13 protein-coding genes are annotated in these 25,264 nt (G+C 41.1%); 10 read left to right on the forward strand and 3 right to left on the reverse strand.

All coding sequences use genetic code 11. From position 1 onward, the window contains the following. Positions 1-111 precede the first annotated feature (111 nt). Positions 112-810 carry a type 1 glutamine amidotransferase domain-containing protein gene (locus tag OK025_RS15760; protein WP_317665151.1) on the reverse strand — a complete coding sequence of 233 codons (699 nt, stop codon included), beginning with the start codon at positions 808-810 and terminating at the stop codon, positions 112-114. A 132-nt stretch (positions 811-942) separates the two neighbouring features. Beyond that, positions 943-1,518, reverse strand: coding sequence for a Crp/Fnr family transcriptional regulator (locus OK025_RS15765; RefSeq protein ID WP_317665153.1), 576 nt, complete (start codon positions 1,516-1,518; stop codon positions 943-945). Between the two features lie 957 nt (positions 1,519-2,475). Here OK025_RS15765 and OK025_RS15770 point away from each other — a divergent pair. The 3 genes from OK025_RS15770 (at position 2,476) to OK025_RS15780 (ending at position 8,430) form a co-directional block, all read left to right on the forward strand. Then, positions 2,476-5,730: a TonB-dependent receptor gene (locus tag OK025_RS15770; RefSeq protein WP_317665154.1), complete on the forward strand. Its 3,255-nt coding sequence runs from the start codon at positions 2,476-2,478 to the stop codon at positions 5,728-5,730. Between the two features lie 76 nt (positions 5,731-5,806). After that, positions 5,807-7,558: a RagB/SusD family nutrient uptake outer membrane protein gene (locus OK025_RS15775; protein ID WP_317665156.1), complete on the forward strand. Its 1,752-nt coding sequence runs from the start codon at positions 5,807-5,809 to the stop codon at positions 7,556-7,558. A gap of 23 nt (positions 7,559-7,581) precedes the next feature. Beyond that, positions 7,582-8,430, forward strand: coding sequence for a metallophosphoesterase family protein (locus tag OK025_RS15780; protein WP_317665158.1), 849 nt, complete (start codon positions 7,582-7,584; stop codon positions 8,428-8,430). Positions 8,431-8,653: 223 nt separating this feature from the next. Here the strand turns inward: OK025_RS15780 and OK025_RS15785 are convergent, their stop codons facing one another. Further along, positions 8,654-10,843 carry a hypothetical protein gene (locus tag OK025_RS15785; RefSeq protein ID WP_317665160.1) on the reverse strand — a complete coding sequence of 730 codons (2,190 nt, stop codon included), beginning with the start codon at positions 10,841-10,843 and terminating at the stop codon, positions 8,654-8,656. Between the two features lie 207 nt (positions 10,844-11,050). Between OK025_RS15785 and OK025_RS15790 the strand changes: the two genes are divergently transcribed. From OK025_RS15790 to OK025_RS15820, 7 genes are all read left to right on the forward strand, one after another. Beyond that, positions 11,051-13,081 (forward strand): DUF5054 domain-containing protein, encoded by a 2,031-nt coding sequence (locus OK025_RS15790; protein ID WP_317665162.1) that lies wholly within the window; start codon positions 11,051-11,053, stop codon positions 13,079-13,081. A 40-nt stretch (positions 13,082-13,121) separates the two neighbouring features. Further along, positions 13,122-15,569: a hypothetical protein gene (locus tag OK025_RS15795; RefSeq protein ID WP_317665164.1), complete on the forward strand. Its 2,448-nt coding sequence runs from the start codon at positions 13,122-13,124 to the stop codon at positions 15,567-15,569. Positions 15,570-15,694: 125 nt separating this feature from the next. Then, positions 15,695-16,273, forward strand: a complete 579-nt coding sequence (locus OK025_RS15800) for a sigma-70 family RNA polymerase sigma factor (protein ID WP_317665166.1) — start codon at positions 15,695-15,697, stop codon at positions 16,271-16,273. A 73-nt stretch (positions 16,274-16,346) separates the two neighbouring features. After that, entirely contained in the window at positions 16,347-17,441 is a 1,095-nt protein-coding gene (locus OK025_RS15805) for a FecR family protein (RefSeq protein ID WP_317665168.1), read from the forward strand. A 125-nt stretch (positions 17,442-17,566) separates the two neighbouring features. Continuing rightward, complete coding sequence (locus OK025_RS15810; RefSeq protein WP_317665170.1) at positions 17,567-20,908, forward strand: TonB-dependent receptor; 3,342 nt, start codon at positions 17,567-17,569, stop codon at positions 20,906-20,908. 18 nt (positions 20,909-20,926) lie between these two features. Continuing rightward, a complete protein-coding gene (locus tag OK025_RS15815) occupies positions 20,927-22,546 on the forward strand; it encodes a RagB/SusD family nutrient uptake outer membrane protein (RefSeq protein WP_317665172.1) in 1,620 nt (539 codons plus the stop codon). 177 nt (positions 22,547-22,723) lie between these two features. After that, positions 22,724-25,249 (forward strand): beta-galactosidase, encoded by a 2,526-nt coding sequence (locus OK025_RS15820; protein ID WP_317665174.1) that lies wholly within the window; start codon positions 22,724-22,726, stop codon positions 25,247-25,249. Positions 25,250-25,264: the final 15 nt, after the last annotated feature.

Below are 25,264 nucleotides of genomic sequence, written 5' to 3' on the forward strand. Positions count from 1 at the left end.
TTGCAGGGAAGTTAGATTTCAATTGGCAGGGGATGCTGATATTTTATCAAAGAATAAGTAAGTACTGTTGTCATCGAAACAGTCCTTACTTATTTTTTGATTAGTTTATTGCTAGGAATTGCGCAATAGCGCAAACAAAGCTTTAGCAGTTTCTTCCGAAGACCCAGGGTTTTGCCCGGTAATGAGATGACCATCTTTGACTACATAACTATGCCAATCTTCCCCTTTGCTGTACTGACCACCCAATTTTACGAGTTCATCTTCCACTAAAAAGGGAACAACATCCGTTAGTTGAACCGCCTCTTCCTCGCTATTTGAAAATCCGGTAACTTTTTTGCCTTTGACCAGTGGCTGACCATTACTATCCTTGACATAGCGAAATACAGCTGGGGCATGGCATACGGCGGCGACAGGTTTGTTGTGAGCCCAAAATGATTCGATCAATGCAATGGATGTCTTGTCGTTGGTCAAATCCCACAATGGACCATGGCCCCCAGGATAGAAAACGGCATCATAATCCTGCTCATTGATATGATCCAAAGGAATGCTATTTGACAATTTTATTTGAAGCTCCTTATCGGCATCAAAACGTTTGGTTGCTTCGGTTTGAAAATCTGGAAGTGCACTTTTAGGGTCTATCGGAGGCTGTCCTCCTTTTGGAGATGCGATTGTGACGTTCACTCCTGCATCTTGTAAAACATAGTAAGGCGCTGCAAATTCCTCAATCCAAAAACCTGTTTTTTCTCCTGTATCTCCCAATTGGTCATGTGATGTCAATACAACCAATACTTTTAATTTGTCTTTTTTCATATTAAATAACCAAGTCTGTTAAAAAATTATATGTTTAAAACGATAGTACAAAGTAGGGGATAAATTGCCAGAGCCCTATGTGATATACATCACAATTTAGCGAATGGTTTTGCTTTTGTGATATAGATCACATTATTTGGCTTGGTATAGCCTGCTCAGTGTTTCGCGCGAAACACCCAGATATGCTGCAATCAAATGTTTGGGAACGAGATTATAGAGTTCGGGATATTGCTGCATGAGTTCCTCGTAGCGGCTCCGAGCATCATTGTTCAGCAGTGACAGGATTCTTTTTTGTAGCCCAATATATCCTTTATTGGAACGCCATCTAAAAAAGGTTTCAACTTCGTGAATTTCCTTACATACTTTTTCACGGTCCTCGTTCGATAAGCAAAGAGTGTCTGCATCGCTGACACAATCTAAATTGACTGTAGCTGGGCCTTGGTTATGCAATGCATTATAATCGGAAGCCCACCAGGTTTTTGTGGCGAACTGTAAGATATGCATCTTTTGTTCATCGTTGGTGAAATAGGTCTTTAGACAGCCATTGAGCACAAAATACTCTTGTTCCACAAAGTCTCCTTGACGGATAATCATTTGTTTCTTTTTAAAGGAGATCGGTTTAAAAAAAGAAAAGAAGTAGTCGAATTGTTCGTCGTTTAACTGGACGGTCTTGTCGATATGTTGTCTCAGAATTTCACGCTCGGTCATAGCTAATAGTTACTTGATCGATTTAAAATTAAACAAAATCTCACAATGATAGCGAAGGGCTGCATCAAGTTCTCCTCAGATTCAAAATTAAGAAGGGAATAACACTACTTTTACAGGGGAGTAACAAGGGGTTAGTAGGGGGGATACCCCTGCTAACCCCTTGTTATACCCCTGTTAACCCCCTGTAATATCCCTGTTAATCTAAAAGATTATATGAATTTAATTTTAACTTGTACAAAGACAAAAAGAAGGGCTTGACAACGTTAGCCGCGCCGCTAAATTTCCCTGTTTAACCGGTTTAGTGATTTCAGAAAAAAGATTTTTTTTCGATTTTATTTTGTTTATACAAAGTTATTTTCTATTTTAGTGTTGCCCATTCAAGGGCACTTTTCATAAAATAGGTTAATAATATGGCTAAAACACCCGGAGTACCCCATGCTTTCGGGTGTTTTTTTTTAAAACTATTTTTATCTACTCCTTGTTTCTACAATCTTATAATACCTGCAAGTAGCTTTAACAACAAAGATCGGGATATTTTTGCTTGAGCTTTGTCGCTGTGAAAACCTATATTCCGACCTGTGAATCCTAATCATTGGACTTGTCATAGATTGGTACTCAATACATAATTGGGCCTGCTCTTATCCAACGGCTTCTCTTGCTTGTAGATACAAACCCTTCCCTTTATTTGTGACGAATTCAGTAAAGTTCATCTATTTTTTGAACGGTGTCGCTGAACTCTTTTTTGTACCACATAAAATATTTTTAAAAAAAACACAAAACGTATTAGGGATGCCAGTCCTTCAATCGTCTACTCAATTAAGGAAGATAGACCCGGGTGTCGATTTACTAAATATAACCTGTATAAAACTACATTTAAACCAATATATAACCTTTGATTAATACTAATTTAATATTAGTATATTTACTTTGCCTTTCAATTAATAATAACAAATATTTATGAAAAAACAACAATTTCAATCCTTAGGGAGGAATCGCAATTTCAAGTATCGGCTGGGGCTGGTAGTTGGAGCCGTTTGTCTTGCAGGTGTGGTTCATGCACAGGACCTTGAAACACATGGTAAGGTAACGGATCGAAAAGGAGAGCCCATTCGTGGGGTGACGATTTCCATAAAGAACATTCCGAATTCGGGTATGTCGACGTCAAACAAAGGAACCTACGAATTGAATAAACTCAAAAAAAATCAAGTATTACTATTTACTTCGGTCGGCTATAAAAGTATAGAGTTAACCTATCAAGGGCAGAAAGAACTGAATGTACAGTTAGAGGAAGATTTGGCTAATTTGGACGAGGTTGTTGTGGTTGGTTTTGGTACAAAGCAAAAGAAGAACCTTACAGGTGCTGTTGATCAGATCTCGGGCAAAGTATTGGAATCTAGGCCTATTTCTAATGTGATGCAAGGATTACAGGGGGTAAGTCCGGGTTTGAATATTACCTATGGTAATGGTACACCAGGGGGAATTCCAAATATCAATATTCGTGGAACCACTTCCATTAATGGTGGATCACCTTTGTTTGTAATTGATGGCATTCCAGCTACTGATGCTAACGATTTAATTCGCTTAAATCCCACTGATATTGAATCATACACGGTATTACGTGATGCAGCTTCATCAGCAATTTATGGTGCCAGAGCGACCTATGGTGTAATTTTGATTACCACCAAATCCGGAAAACTAGGTAAGCAATCCGTTTCTTTTAATACAAATTCGGCTTGGGGAAAACCAACAGAAATGCCCGATCCAGTCACTGATCCGTATATCTTCTCTAAACTTTTGGAATTATCGACAAATAATACCCCTTGGGACTATGTCAATTATAGTGATGAACACTACCAATGGGCAAAGGAACGTTCTGATAATCCTAGTTTGGAAGATGTACGTCTAGATCCCAAAGATCCAAAGCGCTGGGCTTATATGGGAAATAACAATTGGAATAAGTATTTTCTAAATAACTCTGCGCATTCTCAGTCCTACAATTTGACTTTTTCAGGTGGAGCGAAGGTGAATGAACTTCCTTTTAAATATTATTTGTCCGGTGACTATACGAAGGAAAACGGTTTGAGTAAATTGGCCGCCGACTATTGGACACGTAAAGGACTACGTGGAAGGATAAATATTGCACCATTCAAATGGTTGCAGTTGGATAACAATGCTAATTTGTACAATACGCACAGAGAGAGTCCGGCTGCAAGTTTGACCGATATCTATTATTTAACGCCTATTCAGGTTGCTAAAAACCCGGATGGCACTTGGGCAAATACGGATGCGGGAAGATTGGCTGCTCGTCTATCTGACGGTGGAAAAAGCAATGGTGACATGTTTGGTTTCCAAAATACCTTCAATGCGACAGGTACATTTTTAAATGGCGATCTAAAAATCTCTGGCGATGCAAGTGTTAAAAGGGAATACTACAAAGGCAATGGTTATGCCAAAAAATTCAAGATTGGTTTTGGTCCGAATGACATCCGTGAAGAGGGGGGGACTGGCTATGTGAATGAATCGCGAGCCGATATGAAAAATACAGTATTTAATCTATATGCGAATTACAACAAAACAATTGGCAAACACAATTTTGGTGCAATGGTGGGGTATAACCAAGAAGAATATATTTATTCGTCTACCTATGTCAACCGAAATAATCTAATTTCTTCTACTTTACCTTATTTAGGTTTGACGACGGGAGAAATGACACTCAATGCTGGTTATAGTTCTTATGCGACGCGAAGCTATTTTGGGCGATTGAATTATACGTTTAATGAGCGTTATATCTTGGAAGGTACAGGTCGTTACGATGGGTCTTCCCGTTTTCCTAAGGCAAGTCGCTGGGGATTTTTTCCGTCCGTTTCAGGGGCTTGGATCGTTAGTAATGAATCCTTTTTCGAATCACTAAAACCGAAAGTATCCAATCTAAAGTTAAGAGCATCATACGGTAGTTTAGGAAATCAAAATGTAGGTGACTTCTCTTATATCCAGACAATGGGAACCAGCCTTTCGGGGTACCTCATTAATGGAAATCAACAATATGTCGTGAATGGGGCGCCGCCGTTGACAATTGATCCAAACTCATATACATGGGAAAATGTGTCTACTTTAAACTTCGGTGCTGATTTGGGGCTATTCAATGATAAGTTTTTTGTTGGCTACGATAATTACATCCGTAATACAACCGGTATGTTGACTGCTGGGCAGGAGCTTCCAGGTGTATTGGGAACAAGCGTGCCAAGGCAGAATGCAGCTGATTTGCGTACAAAGGGTTGGGAGCTTTCAGTGACTTATAAGGATCAATTTGAATTAGCAAATAAGCCATTTTCTTTTGATGCAAAGGTTGTTTTGTCTGATTCACGTGCTAAGATTACAAAATTCAAAAATGATGAACGTCTTCTTTCGACGTATTTCAATGGCTATGAATTCGGTTCAATCTATGGCCTACAGGGAGATGGTCTGTTTAAAAGTGCCGATGAAATCAAAGCATTGGATGAATCAGGCATAGTACCTTGGGGAGCGTTAAATATTGTAAATGGTTGGCCAAAATTTAAGGATATCGACGGAAATGGTAAAATTGAAAGAGGGCTGACTGAAACGAATTTGAAAGATCTTCAGGTAATTGGTAATTCTGCAGATCGTTATCGTATCGGTTTTAACCTCAACATGAACTGGGGCGGATTTGATGCCTCAGTATTTCTACAGGGTGTATTAAAACGAGATTTCTATCCGCGGCATTATTTGTTCTGGGGACCTTATCAGCAACCTTACGCAAATATATACCCATGGCATTTGGATTTTTATAGAGAAACAAGTGATACAGCAGAAGAACGAGCAAAACACTCTCAGGCGTACCTGAATGCAGGCTTAGCGGATGCTAATCATGACGCACGTTATCCGGTATTACAATCTTGGTTGGCCGATGTCAATGATGGAAAAGGATTGGCTATTCCCAATACACAGTATATGTTGAACGGTTCTTATCTGCGTTTGAAGAATATCACTTTTGGGTATACCTTGCCACATGAGTTGTTGGAAAAATGGAAAATTCAACGTTTGCGTATTTTCTTTTCGGGAGAAAACCTATTTGAATTCTCACAGATCAAAAAATATGTTGATCCTGAGGCGATCAACAACGGAACCGATGGTAGCGCCTGGGCCTACCCATTCCAACGTAAGTTTTCAGTTGGTTTAAACTTAGATTTTTAACAATTAGCAGTACACAGAGATGAATGTCAAATCAAAAATAATATTGGGAATTATAAGCGGCGGTTTTATATTAACAATGAGCGCTTGCCAAAAGGATTTTCTGGATCGATTTCCCCAAACTTCGATTACACCTGAGGTTTTCTTTAATACCGAAGAGGATCTTTCGCTGTATATCAATGGGATGCTGAGTATGAACGATCGTTGGACTTATGTAGGGGATCAAAGTTCGGACAATGCGGCTACAACAGCTGCCGTAACGCTTAAGACAATGATGACCAGCAAAACAGAGCCAACATCTGAAACAGCTGGAGGGGATTGGTCTTGGGGACGTTTACGCACAATAAATTACTTTTTAGAAAACTATCAGCGTGCGAATGTTGCAGCGGATGTTAAAAACCACTATGCAGGTTTGGCACGTTACTATCGCGCTATTTTTTACCATGGCATGGTCAAGCAGTATTCGGATGTACCTTGGTATAGCAAAACATTAACCCCAAGTGACGAAGCTTTACGTGACGGGCAATCTCCTCGTACATTGGTTGTCGATAGTATCATGGCAGATTTGGATTTCGCAGCAAAAAATGTTAAAGAACAAGTTGCGCTTGGAACGCCAGGTAGAGATGCCGTATTGTTGATGCAGGCTAAGATTGCATTGCATGAAGGGACGTATCGATTGTATCACGGTGAGCTAAATTTGGACAAAACGGCGAAGAATTACTTTGACATTGTAGAGAAAGCAACTTCACAAATCATCGCTACCAATAAATATAGCATATATTCTACCGGTAAACCGAATGAGGACTATGCTGCATTATTTGAATCACAAGATCTTTCCCAAAATAAAGAAGTAATCTTGTTGAATGCTTTTGATCAAAACAAAAATAGGGGACAGGCGCTTAACGGTTATGTTTTTGGTGATTATGAACAATCGCCTTCACGTGACTTGATACAGACGTACCTGATGAAAGATGGCTCGCGTTATACAGATATCCCCAATTACGACAAGATGCTTTATGTCCAGGAATTTGAAAACCGTGATCCACGTCTGATGCAGACTTTGGTCTATCCACAATGGCTGAGACAGCCTGATAAATCAAATTACGTACAAAAGCTGAACAAAAACTTTTCAGGTTATCATCAGTTGAAAGGCTATGTCAATTCATCCGATCAAATTATTATGAATGGCGTTGATTTTCCTGTGCACCGTTATGCTGAGGTTCTATTGATGTATGCTGAAGCAAAGGCTGAACTTGGAACATTGACACAAGCAGATCTCGACAAGTCTATCAATCTATTGCGAAGAAGGGTAGGAATGCCCGATCTAAAAATGGATATAGCAAATGCGAACCCCGATCCAAAATTGGCGGCTGATTACCCCAATGTGAAGGGCGCCTTCCGGGGAGTAATTTTTGAAATCAGACGCGAAAGACGTGTTGAGTTTGCCTTCGAGAATTCACGTTATGATGACCTGATGCGCTGGAATGTGGGTAAGCTGCTTGAACGTATACCGGAAGGAATGTATTTTCCGGGAGTGGGTAATTACGATATGACGGGCGATGGCGTTGCCGATATCAAATTGATCCCCGATGGACAAACCATTCCTACCGATCGCGAAAAGAATTCACTTGGCGTACCACTTGTCTACTATACCATTGGAAATTTTGGCGGTAATGCCGGTGTTTATCTTAAAAATGGTGTCAATGGTGGAACAATGGTAACAGATGTCAATGTCCGTCGGTTTGTAGAACCGATGTATTATTATCGTCCGGTTCCTGCAAAACAGATCATTCTTAATCCAAATCTCAAACAGGTATTTGGTTGGAAGTAACATATAAATAACATATAATATACATGAAATCAATTTTTTTAACGGTAAGTCTGTTCGTTACAACAGTCTTAGTACATGCTCAGCAGAAATTTTCATTTGCGTTTTTTACAGATTTACACCTTAATACCAGTGCAGAAACACATTGTTTTGAAGGCCTGGATAAAGCTATTCAAAATGCCAAAAGCAAAAAAGTTGACTTCGTGCTAAATGGTGGAGACAATGTGGATGTCGATGCTTATAAGGCCGAACAATTGCCTTTAGCGAAAAGCATGTTTCAAAAGTATAAGGACCAAGTGGATGCATCGAAGCTGAAATGGTATTATGCTATCGGCAATCACGATCGTTTTTGGCATTATGACGGAAAGGATGGGGCCGGCCTTTTTGAATCGGTTTTTGGAAAGAGCTACCACAGCTTTGTGCATAAAGGCTGGCGTTTTATTGTGTTAAACTCTACGGAAATATGCAATGGCAAATACTGTGTGAGCGAAGAACAACAAGCTTGGTTAAAACAGGTGCTTGCTGAAACGCCAAAAACGCAACCAATTGTTGTTGTTGCACATGTGCCGTTTTTGTCTTTGTATTATCCTGTATTGGATGGTCACTATACGGATGCAGATACATTTACCAATCAAAAAGCGATTTTGGATCTATTTGGAGGACATAATCTGAAGCTTGTTTTGCAAGGACATCAGCATCTTTATGAAGAAATCAAAGTGAAAGGTGTACAGTTTATTACAGCAGGAGCGATCTGCGCAAGTTGGTGGGGTGGTGCCTTCAATGGTACCCAAGAAGGTTACCTAAAGGTTGACATCAATGGCGACCAGTTTAAGTGGGAATACATTGATTACGGCTGGACGGTGAAAGGAAAATAGGAGCATCATTCTATCAGGTAGGTAGTTTAAAATGATCGCCCGCCCACTTCAATGTGTGGCGGGTGTTTTTGTATTCTTTATTTGGGTGCAGTGGTTGCAGCAGTAACTAGCCGATATGGGTTTCGATAGATTATCGAACTTGCTGTTAATTGTTGATCACCTCTTGAAATTGCCAGTAAAAATGTGGATAGATCAGCATTCTTACTGGCAATTATAATATAAACTATTTTTTTAAATAACTCTTTAAATGGAATTTTCCTAAGCTGTCTACCAAATAGAGTTTCCATGCTTTGGTGCCAGTTTGCTCCAAATGGTATTGGTTTTCCTCTTTCTGCATTTCTAGTTTAAGTTTTTTAGAGAAAACGTTTGCTTCGCGTGCATTTTCCCATGCGCGGAAAGTGGTGAAAATCTCCTTCTTATATGGATTTTTTTCAACAACATCCTCGCTGATCCCAAACATATAAGTCGCATCCCAGGCAATGGCTTTTGCCTGTAGGTTTTCGACCATTTGCACAGTCCAGTCCGGTTTAAGGTATTGGATACCGAAAGTCGGCGGAAAGTAATTGGATGCCCACGAATACCGGATATCTTTTCCTTCAATGCCCCATTTATTGGTGCGGGGATTGAACATGTGGTCGCCACCACCAATATTACAGGTTGTCATGTAATGCCAGTTCCCTTCAAATACACAGGATCCCATGACCTGAAGATAGTCGCCACCCAAAGATTTGAAATCATCGAACAGTTTACGCATAAATCGCTTAAAGGCATATTGTCCATGTCCCGTATAGACGAAGCTCTCAAAACCATCAAAATCGATATAGTTCATGCCCCCATCGCGAAGCAGTTTGGCATAAAAGTGTGCATACTGATCTTGAAGTCTCATGTCGGGGATAAATCCTGAATAGCAGTTAACTTGTAATTTAGCGATGGTATCACCCTGTTGGTGTGCTGTGGCAATGGTTTTGAAGGCTCCGCGTTCAACTCCGGTCAGCATATAAGGCGGTTTTCGTGTTACTCCTTTATATTTAAGTAGTTCTTTGCCAATTTTTAGCACGTTAGTTCCATTGTCGTCCCAACCACCATGCTCATTGAGATAGGAGGTGTCTTTGACTACAATGGATTTATCATTAGGGCCAATATTTACGGCTAATATGGTCTTGAGTACCGTGCAAAGGCTGTCATTGGCATAGGGATGCACGTCGCTGCTATGCGCTTGGATAAATTCTGTTAGCGTATGGAGGCCATAGGCGATCCCTTGCGGATTGGTTTGTGCTGTTAGTGCAGTAATAGGCTGTTTTTTGCCGTCTAAGGTTACTTTTTTGCCAGCCCAACGATCCCCTGGATTAACATAATACTCGCCTAAACCTTCATCCTGAACCGCCTTCAGATTGAGTTGATTGGCATAGGAAACTAAGCTGTCATGCTTGCCGAACCAGGCAATGTCAACTTTGAAATTCTCTGGCCGGCGGACCCATTTTCCATTGCGTGTAACATAAGGTAGCCCTTCCTTGCGTACAATCTGCTCGATTACATCCAATCCTCTTGTATCAGGGCAAGCGTAGAACGCTATTCCAGATGTACTGAAATCTACTGGTATGGGTTCAACATCCATATGCCGAGGTGCTTTTATCGATGGAAAATCATTGAAGTGAGGGAAGAAGATGGTTTGTCGTCTGCGTCTATTGCGCGCATGCAAAGTGAGCGAGATTCCATATTCCGGCATATATTCGGCACCGTTACCGTTCATAAATCGATAGTATTCTTCTGGATGGGAGTAAAACGCTACGTCATTGATCCCATCGCCGCCGATGCGAAATCGTTGTCCTGCTTTCAACGAAGATGGAATCGGAAATTTATCGGGGTCGGGGCTATGGATGATATAAGAACCTTGTCCCATATCTCCCGCAACTGGAGGCCCACTCGTCGTATTGTCATCCAATGCCATAATCCCAACAGCATATTCATCGTCCCGTGCAACAGAAATAATTTCGCCGATAGTTTTATGGATATTGGTCTGATAGGGTCCCCATATAATATTGTCAATGTCAGCCCCGGTGTTCAGCGACTGAAATTGAAATTTTAAGTAATCGCCCTTCTGCTCAATTTTTATTGTTGCACTATAGGAATCAGGATAACTCAACGTTAGTATTCCTTTTGTAGGTTCATAAATGGCGGTCTGGGGTAACAAACTTTTACCATTTTTGTCCAGCGTAAGGAGCGGAGAAGCATGTCCCTTTACTGCGTAATCTTTTTTACTGCCTTTTCCGATGATGTTAACAATGTAACCACGTTCATCGATGGTTAAGGTCATGTATTTTGTGCCGAATTTGTACAAGGGGCGAGATGCTCCATAAGCACTTAAAAGACAAAAAAAAGCCGATAGAAAGAATAAGATTTTAATACGTTTCATATTGATTTATCCAAAGAATGTTTCTTATGTTAAAGCCTATATATTGAGTCGCTTGAATGCGGCATATCCCTAGCACGAACCTTAAAATTGGGAAGTAAAAGGGCGCTTTTTTCAATTATTTTTATTTCCCGATTAGGGATAGGCGATGTTCAGTCGTCTTAATGAAAAATGATCGATATTTGATATAAGATAAACCTACTATTATCCATGAAACGCAGAAAATTTTATTGTTCTTGTCTCCTTGTGCTCACGACCTTTTTCGCCGTTGGACAGACACCGAATGATGCTGTAAAAAATGATGCTGTAAAAAATGATGCTGTACAAAAGGTACACCTGATCTTCAAAACACATCTCGATATTGGATTTACCGAACTTAGTTCTGTTGTAGAGCAGCGTTATATGAACGAATTTATTCCCAAAGCCATTGCTGTAGCTGAAGAGCTTCGGAATTCCGGAGCCAAAGAGCGGTATGTCTGGACCACGGGCTCTTGGTTGATTGCGACTTACCTGGAACAGGCGAGTCCGGAAAATAAAGCAAAATTAGAGGCTGCAATTCGTCGCGGAGATATTGTATGGAATGCAATTCCCTATACCGTAGAATCCGAATCCCTCAACAAAGCCCTGTTTGGGACAATGTTGCAATTATCCAGGAAGCTGGATCAGAAATATGGTAAACAAACAAGAGCCGCAAAGATGACCGATGTTCCGGGGCATACCAGAGGAATTGTTCCCTTGCTTCAAAAGAGCGGCATAGATTTTTTGCAGATCGGTGTGAATCCAGCAAGTAAAGTCCCCAACGTCCCGGCGTTGTGCCGCTGGAAAAGTCCAGACGGAAGTGAAGTAACCTTGATGTACCAAAAAGATTATGGTAGTGATATGATATTGCCTGATGGAAAGACGGCTATGGTCATTGTTTTCACCGGCGATAACCACGGACCACATACCGTACAACAGGTCAAAGAAATTTATGCGTCTATTCAGAAGCGTTACCCTAATGCTACATTACAGGCTTCGACCCTGAGTGATGTAGCGGCGGTTTTGCGTCCCATGAAGGATAAACTTCCATTGGTGACACAGGAGATTGGCGATACTTGGATACATGGTTTCGGCAGTTCTCCGCTGATGATGGCCCGATTTAGGGCATTGGCAAGATGTTATGAAAGCTGGGTGAAAGATGGACGCATCAATCCAAATAGTGATGCAGCTATTCGATTCGCCATCAAATTGGGCCTGGTCGCAGAACATACCTGGGGATTGGACGTGAAAACTCACCTTCAACATTGGGATACTTATCGTTTTACTGATTTTCAAGCCGCCTTGAATTTACCGGCGTTTAAAAAGATACAAGCATCATGGGCCGAAAAGGAAGCCCATATCAATCAATCGTTGCAATATCTGCCAAAAGACCTGCGTGCCGAGGCCGAAAATGTTTTACGGCAATTGGCATTAGTCCCTAAACCTACTTTTGAAGGAGTGGACGCATCGCAGCAATTTTCAAACGATGGATCGTTCCAGCTGAATAAAGGAGGCTTTCAGATGAAAATGGGAGAACTCAGCTATCAGAGTTTTTCGACAGCTGATTTTGAACGTTTCAGGGATTCCTACATCACCCAAAAAGTAGACTGGGCAATCCAGGATTTTGGAAAACCGGGCCTGACTCCGGACATGGCGGAAAGCCGAACCTTATTGGCTACTCTTCAAAAATCAGTCTATAATAAAGCTAAAAATGAGCTTTATAGCCAATTGAGTTTAACAGGGGCTGGGAAAGTTGAACAGCAGGTTTTACCCAAACAGATCTTTAGCAGTTACCGTTTCGATGAGAATACAAAACATATCGAACTGTGTTATACTTTGGTGGATAAGCCGGCCAATCGTCTCCCGGAAGCATATTGGTTAAGCTTCTATCCAGAAGGTGTTGTGGACATGCTCGTGGAGAAAGTAGGTCAGCCTGTGCGCGTATTGGATGTTGTTGAAGGTGGGAATAGACAGATGCATGGACTGGACCATTATGTAGATATTGTAACGGATGCCGGTAAAATTCGTATCCGTAGCAATGATGCCTTGCTGGTAGCAATCGGCAAACGGGATTTGTTGAACTATTCTACAGATCAACCTGATTTACGTGGAGGGCTGCACTTTTGTCTCTATAACAATGTTTGGGGAACAAACTTTAGCATGTGGTTTGGTGGAACAGTGAATTATAGGTTCGATGTTGAACTGATCCCGAATAACAACTAATCGACTTCTATAGGGTCGTCATCCAATTGAAATAAACACCATGAATGATTATTTATACATGAATAAATTAGATACGCTGAAAAATATTACGTTGATAGCTGGCCTGTTGATTGCTGGATTTGGAAATCCTGTAGTGGCACAAGAAATAAAAACGACTCTGACACAGATACATTTTGACCAGCAGGGTTTCTATACGTCCATTAAGGTAGATGGTAAAGAGCTTTTGGAGGCGGGTAAATATCCGATCGTATCTGTCTATAAAGACAAAAAAATTATACAACCGAAAGCGCTAAAGGTTAATGGCGATCGTTTTTCGCTCACGATGGAAGATGGACAAGCTGTGGAACTGAAGGTGGGCCAACAAAAGGAAGCAATAACATATGAAGTCCTCAAGTTGTCACCTGCCTATAAGGTATTGGTTTTTGGGCCGGTTAAGATCAAGCTTCATGACGTCGTGGGGGAAGTGGTTGGTGTGGCCCAAGGGGAGGATCTCGCATTTGGTATGCAAGCATTGCATGTTAAAACTGTGGCAGGTATTCCCGAAGATTATGTTGCGGCATACAGTACAAAATTTGGCTACCAAGGACAGAATAGCAATCTTTCGGTGGCCAGTATTTCTTTTGGTCATTTTGCAGCAGTAGATGCCGGGAACGGAGCTGTGTTTCAGCTGTCGGCCAAAAATCGAAGTACCAAAGAAGTGCAAAGTGTCAAGGGGCTAAATCATATGGTGACTTTGCCTGTTGAAGGTGCCGATGGTTTAATTATTGGGGCCAAAGTGGCACTTTTCGGAGATAAAAAAACTCAGATATTGTCACGGATAGGAAAAGTTGAAGTAGAACAGGGCTTACCCCATCCAATGATTGCAGGTGAATGGGCTAAGGTATCTCGAAATGCGATGGGCTCCTATCTGATCACCAATTTCTCTGCGGCCAATCTGGATTTTGCACTGGAAAAAACAAAACGTGCGGGATTTAAAAATCTCTACCATCCCGATCCCTTCCTGAACTGGGGGCATTTTGAATGGCGGAAGGAATTGAGTACAGAATCGGATGCAGGTATGAAGAAGTTAGTCGATAGGGCTGCGCAACAGGGGATCAATATCGGTATACATACACTTTCCAATTTTACGACAACAAACGATCCTTATGTGACACCAGTCCCAAGTAAGCATTTGCTAAAACAAGGTGAATTGAAACTTACAGCTGCACTAAACGATAGCCAACAGCAGATTGTCGTGGAGAATACCGAGTTATTTTCACTGCCTTTGACACTCAATACACTTCAGATAGAAGACGAGTTGATCACCTATGGTAAGGCCGAGAAGAAGGGCGAACAATGGGTATTGACAAACTGCGTGCGTGGCGCTTTTGGTACGCATAAGGCAACTCATGGTGTTGACAAAGTCGTTTATAAATTGTGGGACTATCCCTATAAGACATTATTCCCAGATTTAACACTTCAGGACGAATATGCCAAAAGATTAACGGATATTTTTAATAAAACCGGGGTGAAACAGATTTCATTTGATGGTCTTGAGGGGTGTATGTACACGGGGCAGGATTACTATGCAACGGGCAAATTCGTTTCTGATTTCTATCAAGGTCTTACGAATAAGACTGATCTGATCAACGATGCCAGTCGTCTCGATCATTACCTATGGCATATTCATACGCGGATGAATTGGGGTGAACCCTGGGGCGAGGAGATGCGTGCTGGACAGGTTGAAAATCGAATCAAGAATCAGGCTTACTTTCAGCGGAATCTATTTCCGCGCATGCTTGGCTGGTTTTTGGTACGTTTAGCGGATCGTAAATTTGAGGCTACTTCCCTCGAAGATCTCGAATGGGCACTCTCCGAATCTGCAGGTTTTGACTCAGGATATGCGATGAGTATTGATATGAAGACTTTACAGCAGCATGGACAGATAGACTTATTATTGGAAAGCATGAAGAATTGGGATCAATTACGACTTGCCGATGTTTTTACGGCCGGACAGAAACTCAGGTTGAAGGATCCAAAGACCGAATGGCATCTGGAAAAGATGGATGACACTAAATTTATGCTTTATCCATTATTTGTCTCCAAAAGATACCATTGTGATCTCTCTTCGATGCAGCCGGGACAACCTGGGGGAGCAGACTGGTCATGGGAATCTCCGGAAGAGAGTTCGTTTGCCTTACGGATAAAAGTTGAAGGTGACGGTATCATTGAAAATCCATCTTTTAAAACCGATAAGGGGATTGTCAAAATCTTAGGAAAATTAGAAAAGGACCAATATATCCTGTTGGATCATAAAGGGAAAGCAACATTGACAGACAAGAATTATGGTTTTATTGCTGATCTGACTGTACAAGGGACTGCCATTCTACCAAAAGGCGGTTCCGCAGTAGCATTTTCTTGTGATATAAACGGGGATGAAAAACCGGAGGTCATTGTAAGGTACAATACTCGGATGACAGGAGAACCATTGAATTTAGTTAAAAAATAGGGCATTGAATAGGGACAAGGGGAGGGCTTTTATTTAGCTTTGAATAGCCAATATGAAAATTGATTTTGAAATGATCGTTTAGTTTGCTAAGATTGTGACTTAACCAACAAAATTTCATTCGCAGCATGCGCAGATCTACCGTCGTCGATAATGCTAAAGCAACAGTTGAATTGGATATCTCAGCACTTTATCATGAGTATTGGGAGAGCCTATTCAAACAGATGATGCGCATTCTTTTGGACGAAGATGAAGCGGCGGACGTGGTGCAACAAACATTCTTGGACCTCCTTGAAATGAAAGAGAAGATTCCCGAAATCAAATCGGTCAAATCTTTTCTTTTTATCATGGGCAGGAACTTGGCTTTCAAAAAACTCAGAAGAAAACTTTTAAACGATACTTATCGTGACTTTTATGCAAGTCAATATAAAGAAGCGTCCTCTTTAATTGAAGAATGGATTGTGTTTAAAGAGTTGGATGGTCTAATCGAGAAGGAAATCGATAAGTTGCCCAATAAAATGAAGGAAATTTTCATTCTCAGCCGCCATTTTGAGCTTTCTCATGCTGAGATTGCAAAAAAATTAAATATATCTGATAAAACAGTTAAGAAGCAGATTAGTAATGCGTTGAAGCTTGTTCGTCTTAAAGTGGATAAGGATTATCAACCGCTACTTCTTGCGATTTTACTGACAGATTTACTTTTTTAATTTTTTTTCTACTACCTAACCCCTACTTAAGGCTCTTTTCTTTATAGACCTAAAAAATCTGACAGAAGAGACTATGAATAAAGATGAACAACTTAAAAAAGTTCTATCGGACTATGCAGCAGGACGTCTGTCTGCAAGAGAAACAAAAAAACTAGAACATCTAATTCTAAAGTATCCTTCCGGCGAATCTTGGGATTGGAAAGATAGTCGCCACAAGGAGGCTGTGAAGGATCGGATTCAAGCCGGGATAGCAGCACATAACAATAGCAAAGCTAAAATAAGAAGGATTAATATCCGAATTGCTGTCAGCATTGCGGCAGCATTTGTCTGTTTCTTTATCTTTTTATACCTGTATTTAATTCCAAGCGCAACAGATACTTTTTATACAATTGCCCAGTCAAAATCGTATAGCAGTGATAAAGTTGTCCTGATATTGCCCGACGGAAAACAATTTCCGCTAAAAGATTCGGCCTCTTTTACGCAATTAAAGGGCGAATTGGGATTGCAGATGAAATCTTTGGGTTTAGAAAACAGGATAACGGTGAGTGTGCCTGACCAAAAACAGTTTAAGTTGACACTTGAAGATGGAACGAATGTTTGGCTAAACGCAGGATCTACGTTAAGGTTCTCCTCCAACCTTTATAAACAAACAGCAAGAAAAGTACAGCTCGAAGGCGAGGCATATTTCGAGGTCGCATCAGATAAGGTACACCCTTTTCATGTTTTTGGAGGGGGGGCTGAGGTTAAAGTTACAGGAACGAAATTTAATGTACAGGCTTTTGAAAGTGATCATTTCGTCCGGACTTCCTTGGCTGAGGGGATCGTAACCTTCTACATGGATCACAAGGCTTATAAATTGGCGCCCGGTATGGAGGTCATTGCTGATACTGAACGAAAAAATGTAAGCGCTCAATCATTCGACATTGATAAACTCCTGTCCTGGAAAGAAGGATATTTTGTATTCGATAATATTGAGCTTGTGGATGTCATGAAGGCTGTGTCACGTTGGTATAATATAGCTGTAGTGGCAAAGTCGCCGGTCAAAAGCAAGAAAATAGGCGGTACATTTCCTAAGAATGTACCATTGATCGATTTTTTAAATGATTTGACACTCCTTAGTGGCGTTGAGTTTAAAATAAATGGAAAGGAGGTAGAGATTCTAAACTAATACAATCCCTAATTCAAAATCGATCAAATCATATAAAATACAGTGTTTCAAACACCTTTATGGTAATGATGAAGTCGATTTCAATATGTTGAAAACCAATTAATTATTATTAATATCTAAATCAAATGAATAGAAAATATATAGCATATTTCAATCGATACGATTATGCTTTAAAATATCTCAATAGGACTAAGGTCACTGTGCTTACTATGCTGTTGATGAGCAGTCAGGTAAATGCCAATGTTTTTGGACAGCGGGTTAGCCTTACGACAAAGACTGCTTCATTGAAGGAAGTGTTTGCTAAAATTAGTAAACAATCGGGTTACCACTTTTTGTATTTGGAAGAGGACCTAAGGGGCAGTGGAAATAAACTCTCCTTAAAATTGGAGAATGTGCCATTAAAACAGGCTCTTGATAAAGTGTTGGTAGAAAATGGGTTGACTTACGTGATTCGTGACAATAGAATTATTGTTGAAAAAATAAACCATAGCGTATTAACAGCTAAAAATGAAGGTGTCAAAATTCAGAAACGAGTCATTAAAGGGACTGTTTCTGACGATAAGGGAAATAAGCTGTCAGGGGTTACGGTCAAAGTCATTCATGGGGCTGCAACAGCAACAAATGAAAATGGGGAATTTGAAATTCAGGTCAAAGAGGGGGATCAACTTCAATTCGATTTGATCGGTTACGGTCAATTTATAACCACTATTGATAATCGCAGTATTTACCAAGTGACGCTATCCGAGAAGGTCGGTGATTTACAAGAGGTTGTTGTGGTTGGTTATGGAACACAACGAAAAGTCAATTTGACAGGTGCAGTTGCGACAATTTCTCCGAAACAATTGGAAAATAGACCGATCAGCTCACTTTCGGCGGGACTTCAAGGTCTGGTTCCCGGAATGACAATCACACAGGGGAGTGGCCAGCCCGGCAAAGATAATGGAACAATTCGCGTTCGTGGGGTTGGGACATTGAATAACTCCAATCCCATGGTGCTGGTTGATGGGATTGAATCGTCGATGGAAAATGTCGATCCCAATGATGTTGAATCGATATCTGTACTGAAAGACGCGGCTTCTGCGTCAATCTATGGATCTAAGGCTGCTAATGGAGTAATCCTTGTGACAACAAAAAGAGGTAAAGAAGGGAAGACAACCATCAATTATAGCAATTTCTTTGGTAAACAAAATGCGACGAATATGGCCGAGCGCCTGAACTCATGGGAATATGCAGAACTGTATAATGAGGGATTGCGGCTAGACGGGAAAAAGGAGCGTTTTACAGCGGAAGATATTAAAGCATTTAAAGATGGAACAGATCCATATAAATATCCAAATACAAATTGGCACGATTTACTTTTGAAGGGATCGGGCTTTCAGCACCAGCATAATCTTAATATTTCCGGCGGTGCAGAGAAAGTCCGCTATATGGGGAGCGTAGGCTATCAGGGACAAGACGGTATTATTAAGTTGACTTCAAAAAAGCAATTTAATGTCCGTACAAATTTAGATATGACTCCAATAAAAAATCTGGATATCGGTTTGTCAATGTACTTATCGAACCGTAAACTTCAGGAACCCACCAATCCATATGTAGGTGGTATGGGCCAATACTTTCGTCTAGCCAACCAAATGGCACCATGGATACCATATAAAGACGCAAATGGTAACTATGGTACAATTAGTGATGGAAATCCAATTGCCTGGATGGAACAAGGCGCAACTACTGATGAAGTACAACGTCGTTTTAATGCGATCGGTAGTGTGCAATATAAATTTATCGACGGTCTTTCTTTAAAAGCACAGGGATCTTATAGGCCGTCAACGGATGATTCGCATGAATTTAGAAAAGACATCTGGTATAATCCCTCGAAATATCAGGGTCCAAATAAGCTTTTCGAGAAAACAACGATATCAACAATGTACACCGGTGACATTACCTTAAATTTTGATCGTACATTTTCAAATCATCATATTGGTGCATTGGCTGGTTATCATGCTGAGCAATATGATTATAAATATGGAGAGATGTATCGTCAGAATTTTCCAAATAATGATCTAACAGACATTGATGCTGGCGACACAAATGGACAAACCAATAAAGGTGATACAAAACACCTGAACATGCTTTCCTATTTTGGGCGTGTTAATTATGATTATAAAGGTATTTATCTTTTCGAAGCGAATGTTCGCCGAGATGCTTCTAGCCGTTTTTCCGAAGGTTATCGTTGGGGAACATTTCCATCCTTTTCAGCAGGCTGGCGGCTCTCTGAGGAATCCTTTATGGAATTCGCGAAATCGACTTTTAGCAATATTAAACTTAGAGGATCCTGGGGGCGTTTGGGGAATCAGAGTGCTTTAGAATACTATCCTTCAATTCCTGTAATTGGTTTGGGGAAGGATTACGCCTATCCGTTTAATAATGTGATTTATCCGGGAGCGACACTAAAAAAAGCCAATAAACGTAGTATTACTTGGGAGAAGACCCGTACTTGGGATTTGGGATTGGATGTTGGTATCGGAAACAATCTAACACTTACCTTGGATTATTACGATCGCTTGACGACTGACATCCTTATGGACGTTCTGGCTCCGGCGACCTATGGACTGAGTGGATATGTAGATAATGTTGGACGCATGACAAATAAAGGTTTTGAGGCCATTGCGACCTACAGAAAACGTCTAGGTGCAGTTGATTTTAGTGCAACGGCTAATTTTTCTTACAACAAAAACCGTATTCTCGACCTTGGTGGAGATTCTTACCTTTTGGACGGAAGTTGGAAAATCAAGCAAGTCGGAGCACCCATCAATTCTTTTTATGGATACCAGACTGCAGGACTTTTCCAAAGCACAGAAGATATTCAGAACTGGGCACAATATAAAATGGCAAGCAACAAAGTGCTACCAGGTGATCTCCGCTACGTTGACCGTAATGGAGATAAGAATATAACCGCTGATGATCGTACAATACTCGGCTCCACTGATCCGAAGTATACTTTTGGCTTAAACCTCAGTGCCGCATACCATGGTTTTGATATTCAGGCATTTTTTCAAGGTGCATCGGGCGTATACGGTTATGTTGAATCATCGGGTATAGGTGAGTTCAGTGGTGACACAGGAAGTCCATTACGTTTTTGGCTTGACCGTTGGACGCCTGATAATCCAACAAGCACAATCCCACGTATCCAGAACAATAATGGAATAAGTAGCCCTAATCGAATTGTTTCAGATTACTGGGTACAAAACGCAAAATATGTACGATTAAAAAATCTGCAAGTGGGCTACACGTTTCCGGATACCTGGGCAAACCGAATAGGAGCATCCAAGGTCAAGTTATTTTATAGTGGACAGAATTTATTGACAATAACCAAATTCTTAAAGGGTTATGATCCGGAAATGCCTGCGGGGTCTGGGTCGTATTATCCACAGGTAAAGGTAAATACTGTCGGAATGAATATTACATTTTAGTTGAGAGGGTTTATACAAATGAAAAAGATATATTTATTAATTATGCTGGCGACAGCTAGTTTACAGTCATGCTCGGACTTCTTGGACAAGTTTCCCGGAGATGCATTGACACCAGAGACATTTTGGAAAACAGAAGCGGATGCCAAACTTGCTTTAGTTGGTTGTTATCGTGGCTGGGAATCCGAAGAGGTTCTGTATCGCGATTGTGCATCTGATAATGCGTATAGCTTCCACAAACACGAAGGTTGGCAGGTGATCGGAAATGGGGGGATGAGTTCTGCCGATCCAGGTGCTGACCTATACGATTACACGACAATTAATCGTTGCAATGACTTTTTGGAACACATTGATGCGATCAGTTTTAAAGATGCGAGTTTGAAAGAACGGTATAAAGCTGAAGTTCGTTTTCTACGAGCTTATCGTTATTTCCTATTGACCAACAACTATGGTGACGTGCCACTTGCAACTAAAACTTATGCGACTATTGAGGAGGCACGGTTGACGCGTACACCAAAAGCTGAGGTTGAGAAGTTTATTTTAGAGGAATTGAAAGCTGTTGCCGCAGTACTTCCTGAAAAATATAGTGCTGCAGAAATAGGACATATTACGAAAGGCGCAGCGTTGGCCATTCGTATGCGTTTTAACCTCTATTTGGGTAACTATGAGGAAGCTTTGACTGATGCAACAGCAATTAAAGCTTCAAACGTGTACCAATTGTTTCCAACCTATGATGGTACTTTCCAATTGGCGAATGTGAATAACAAAGAGGTTATCCTTGATGTACAATACAAGGCAAATGACTTGGAAAACTGGCTTATCGCAGCATTGTTTCCGAATGGAGACGGAGGTTGGTCTTCTATCGTTCCTATTAAGGCCTTGGTAGACGCGTATGAAATGAAAGATGGAAATACTGTTGACGAAGCTAAATTAACTGGGGCATACGACAGTAGATATCCTTTTCTAAATAGGGACCCACGACTGAAAATGTCTATTCTTTATCCAGGACAGGATTGGAATGGCCGTGTCTTTGATCCATTGGCAAAAAACATCAATGAAGATGGAAAAGCGGTAAGTAATCCAGATTATTTTAATGGAGCCAATAACGCTTCAAAGACAGGATTTTCGTTCAAAAAATATACAGCTCCGATTTCCCAATACGATGATCCATGGAATACAAGCATGAATTTAATTGTTAGTCGTTACGCTGAGGTTTTATTGACCATTGCAGAGGCTAAGATAGAATTGGGACGCTTGGATGAAGAAATGTACCAAAGTTTGGATATGGTTCGTGAGCGTGCAGGTATGCCGAAAGTAAACCGGATTAAATATGCATCGAAAGACAAGTTAAGAGAACTGGTTCGCCGGGAACGTCGGGTGGAATTTGCCTTTGAAGGATTGAGAAGAGCAGATATTATCCGTTGGGATATTGCCAAAAACGTATTGAACGGAAAGACAGAGGGTAGTTGGATGGGAGTTATTAATACGAATGAATCTAATGAGGATAAGCGATTAACACAGATTGGAGAACCTATCTTAGTAGAAACGAGACAATTTCAACCATTTAATAGGTATTTGCCGATTAGCCAACAGCAGATCGATCTCAATAAAAACCTGACGCAAACTCCTGGTTACAATTAGCCTCCAAAATAAAGTTTTACACCGATAAAAAGGTGTAAAACTTTGTTAGATTGCTTACAATCAATTTTAAACCAGATTGGGTTAAAAAAGGCCTAATAAAGATGAATCAACTAACCTGTCAGCGAGAACAACATGTGTAGCAAGAAGCCGTAAAAAGCCCTTAGTATTAAATCAAATATGAATATTTTCAAATTAACTTTTAGTAGAAAGGAGACGCTCTTTTTGGTGTTGCGTTTGACTTTCTGCTCGATTATTTTTTATGCTTCAATGGCATTTGGACAACATGGTGAACAGGTGCGTCCAGTCAAAAAATTTGCCCAGCCAGAACGGATTCGTTACGATGGATCCTGTATGACTATTGAGGGAAAGGACGTTTATATCTATAGCGCGGCTTTCCATTACTTTCGTTGTCCAGAGGAATTGTGGCGTGATCGTTTTCAAAAAATAAAGGAAGCGGGTTTCAATACGGTAGAAACTTATGTACCCTGGAATTGGCATGAACGCCATATTCCAAGAGATATGCAGGACCAATCCAAATTTGATTTTTCCGACCTCAAAAGATGGCTAAAAATGGCGCAGGAAGAGTTTGGTTTTTATACTATTGTTCGTCCCGGTCCTTTTATTTGTGCTGAATTTTCCGGCGGTGGTTATCCGAGATGGCTAGCCAAATACCGCCCCGACAATCTGGAAGGTTTTTGGTTGCGAGGGAATGACGAACAGCATATTGCCTGGTCCCAGCATTGGTTTAATGCGGTATGTAAAGAGCTGGTTCCTGAGCAGATCACACGTAAGGAAAAGGGTAAAAAAGGGATTATCATGATCCAGATTGAAAATGAATATGATGCGCATTGGAGTCCCGGAAAAGATAAAGTGCTGAAGGCCCTCAATGAATCGGTGAAGAAAAGTGGAATGGATATTCCGGTTTTTACCTGCTTGACCAATGAAACAAGAGGGAGCAAAGATCCGGAACTATCGCAGGTTTTCGATTGTGATAATTACTATGTAAGCGGGCCATCGGACGCACCAAGCTGCGCTTATCGCATGATGGATCTACGCCAAAAGCAACCTGATGCTCCGGGGTTTGTGACTGAACTACAAGGTGGGTGGTTTTCGCTGGTCACGGGGAGATTGAGTGAAGAACATTATTCCGACGATCGGCATTTCAAGGCTATTGGTTTAATGACTATGCTAGGAGGTGGAACGGGTATCAATTACTATATGTTTTTTGGTGGTACACATTTTGATGGCTGGGGAGCGCGGGGTATGACCACGAGTTATGACTATAATGCCGCTATTCATGAAAATGGGGCTATTGGCCCTAAATTCCTCGCTGCAAAAGAAATAGGGGCATTCATTCAACAGTTTGAATCCAAATTGGTCCGCACGCAGGGAGGTCCTTGTGAACTGCAAGGCGCGCCAAAATCATTATTTGGAGGAGTGAGAGTGGCCAGTGATGGTACAAAGTTTATATTCCTGCACAATACGGACCCTAAACAAGCAATCAAGGGAAAAGTAACCCTATTGCCAAACAGTGTCAATCTTGTTAAAGATCCGATCTATAATGTCAATCAAAATGGGGAGAAAGTACTAATCAAAACCGATGATCAGCTGGTCAATCAGGTTCAGCAAATGGAGAAAATTGAAGTAGATTATGATCTTGCGGGGTTGGAATCAAAAATATTGGTTGTGGCAAAAGGGCAATCGGCAAATAAGGGCGATTGGTGGCCCAAGAAGGCTGCTGTCATTGAACGGCCTTCCAAAGTACCGGCGGGAATCCGTATCGGTACAGCCCGTAAGGCTGAGGACGCTATAGGGCAGGCCGATTGGAACACGATGCCACAGTTGGTCAGTCTTTCTGATATGGACATCAACGACTTTAGATACAGCAGCTATCGCAGTCATGTGGTCCTGACGGCAAAACAAGCGGAACGTGAACATTATTTACTGTTCAATATGTATACCCGGGATATTGTATCGGTACTCGTTAATGGAAAGCCTGCTAAGCGACTTTTTCCAGACCGTGCCGATGCGCAAAGCTGGACAACGCGCAACGCCTTTGAGCGTATTCGCGCGGACGAATACGACAACCGCTTTGATGTTGCCGGCTTATTGAAAGCTGGAGAAAATGAGATTGTTGTGGCTTACGAAAACCTGGGCCACGCACATGGTTATGTACCGATGGAAGAGTTGGCAGGTATTCATCAGGCGGGACTCTCGTTAAGTGAAACAGCACTTACGCATCCTTTGGAATGGGAGTTTTCGACAGATCTTGCCGGTGTGCAGCAAGGCTGGAACTTACCCGATTTTGATGATACAAGCTGGGCTACAGTTTCTCTGGAAACAAAGAATGAAATTCCACGCAAAGGTAATCAAGTACAACCCAAGGGTAAACAGGACGGTCTCGTTACCTGGTACCGTGTTGAATTTAATCTGGACAAACTCCCGAAAGACCTATGGGTGCCCTGGATGGCTAAGGTCAATGCTTCGGGCAACGGTTATATGTGGCTCAATGGACACAATATTGGACGTCATTGGGAGGCAGGACCTCAACGTGAATTTTTTCTTCCGGAATGTTGGCTGAATTTTGGTGCAAAGAAAAATGTACTCACTTTTGGGCTGAGGCAGACAGAAAACGGAGCACTTTTACAGGCATTGGAAATCGTACCTTATCCTAATACTGCTGAGGTAAGAAAAGGTAAATAATCAATACTTATGAAG

Origin of the sequence: Sphingobacterium sp. UGAL515B_05, from assembly GCF_033097525.1 — a bacterium.
Lineage (GTDB): Bacteria > Bacteroidota > Bacteroidia > Sphingobacteriales > Sphingobacteriaceae > Sphingobacterium.

Bases quoted from the DNA above. Each gene is read 5' to 3' on its own strand.
- OK025_RS15815 (WP_317665172.1), top strand. From the start codon at position 20,927: ATGAAAAAGATATATTTATTAATTATGCTGGCGACAGCTAGTTTACAG.
- OK025_RS15770 (WP_317665154.1), top strand. From the start codon at position 2,476: ATGAAAAAACAACAATTTCAATCCTTAGGGAGGAATCGCAATTTCAAG.
- OK025_RS15800 (WP_317665166.1), top strand. From the start codon at position 15,695: ATGCGCAGATCTACCGTCGTCGATAATGCTAAAGCAACAGTTGAATTG.
- OK025_RS15765 (WP_317665153.1), bottom strand. From the start codon at position 1,518: ATGACCGAGCGTGAAATTCTGAGACAACATATCGACAAGACCGTCCAG.
- OK025_RS15790 (WP_317665162.1), top strand. From the start codon at position 11,051: ATGAAACGCAGAAAATTTTATTGTTCTTGTCTCCTTGTGCTCACGACC.
- OK025_RS15795 (WP_317665164.1), top strand. From the start codon at position 13,122: ATGAATGATTATTTATACATGAATAAATTAGATACGCTGAAAAATATT.
- OK025_RS15780 (WP_317665158.1), top strand. From the start codon at position 7,582: ATGAAATCAATTTTTTTAACGGTAAGTCTGTTCGTTACAACAGTCTTA.
- OK025_RS15820 (WP_317665174.1), top strand. From the start codon at position 22,724: ATGAATATTTTCAAATTAACTTTTAGTAGAAAGGAGACGCTCTTTTTG.
- OK025_RS15810 (WP_317665170.1), top strand. From the start codon at position 17,567: ATGAATAGAAAATATATAGCATATTTCAATCGATACGATTATGCTTTA.
- OK025_RS15775 (WP_317665156.1), top strand. From the start codon at position 5,807: ATGAGCGCTTGCCAAAAGGATTTTCTGGATCGATTTCCCCAAACTTCG.
- OK025_RS15760 (WP_317665151.1), bottom strand. From the start codon at position 810: ATGAAAAAAGACAAATTAAAAGTATTGGTTGTATTGACATCACATGAC.
- OK025_RS15785 (WP_317665160.1), bottom strand. From the start codon at position 10,843: ATGAAACGTATTAAAATCTTATTCTTTCTATCGGCTTTTTTTTGTCTT.
- OK025_RS15805 (WP_317665168.1), top strand. From the start codon at position 16,347: ATGAATAAAGATGAACAACTTAAAAAAGTTCTATCGGACTATGCAGCA.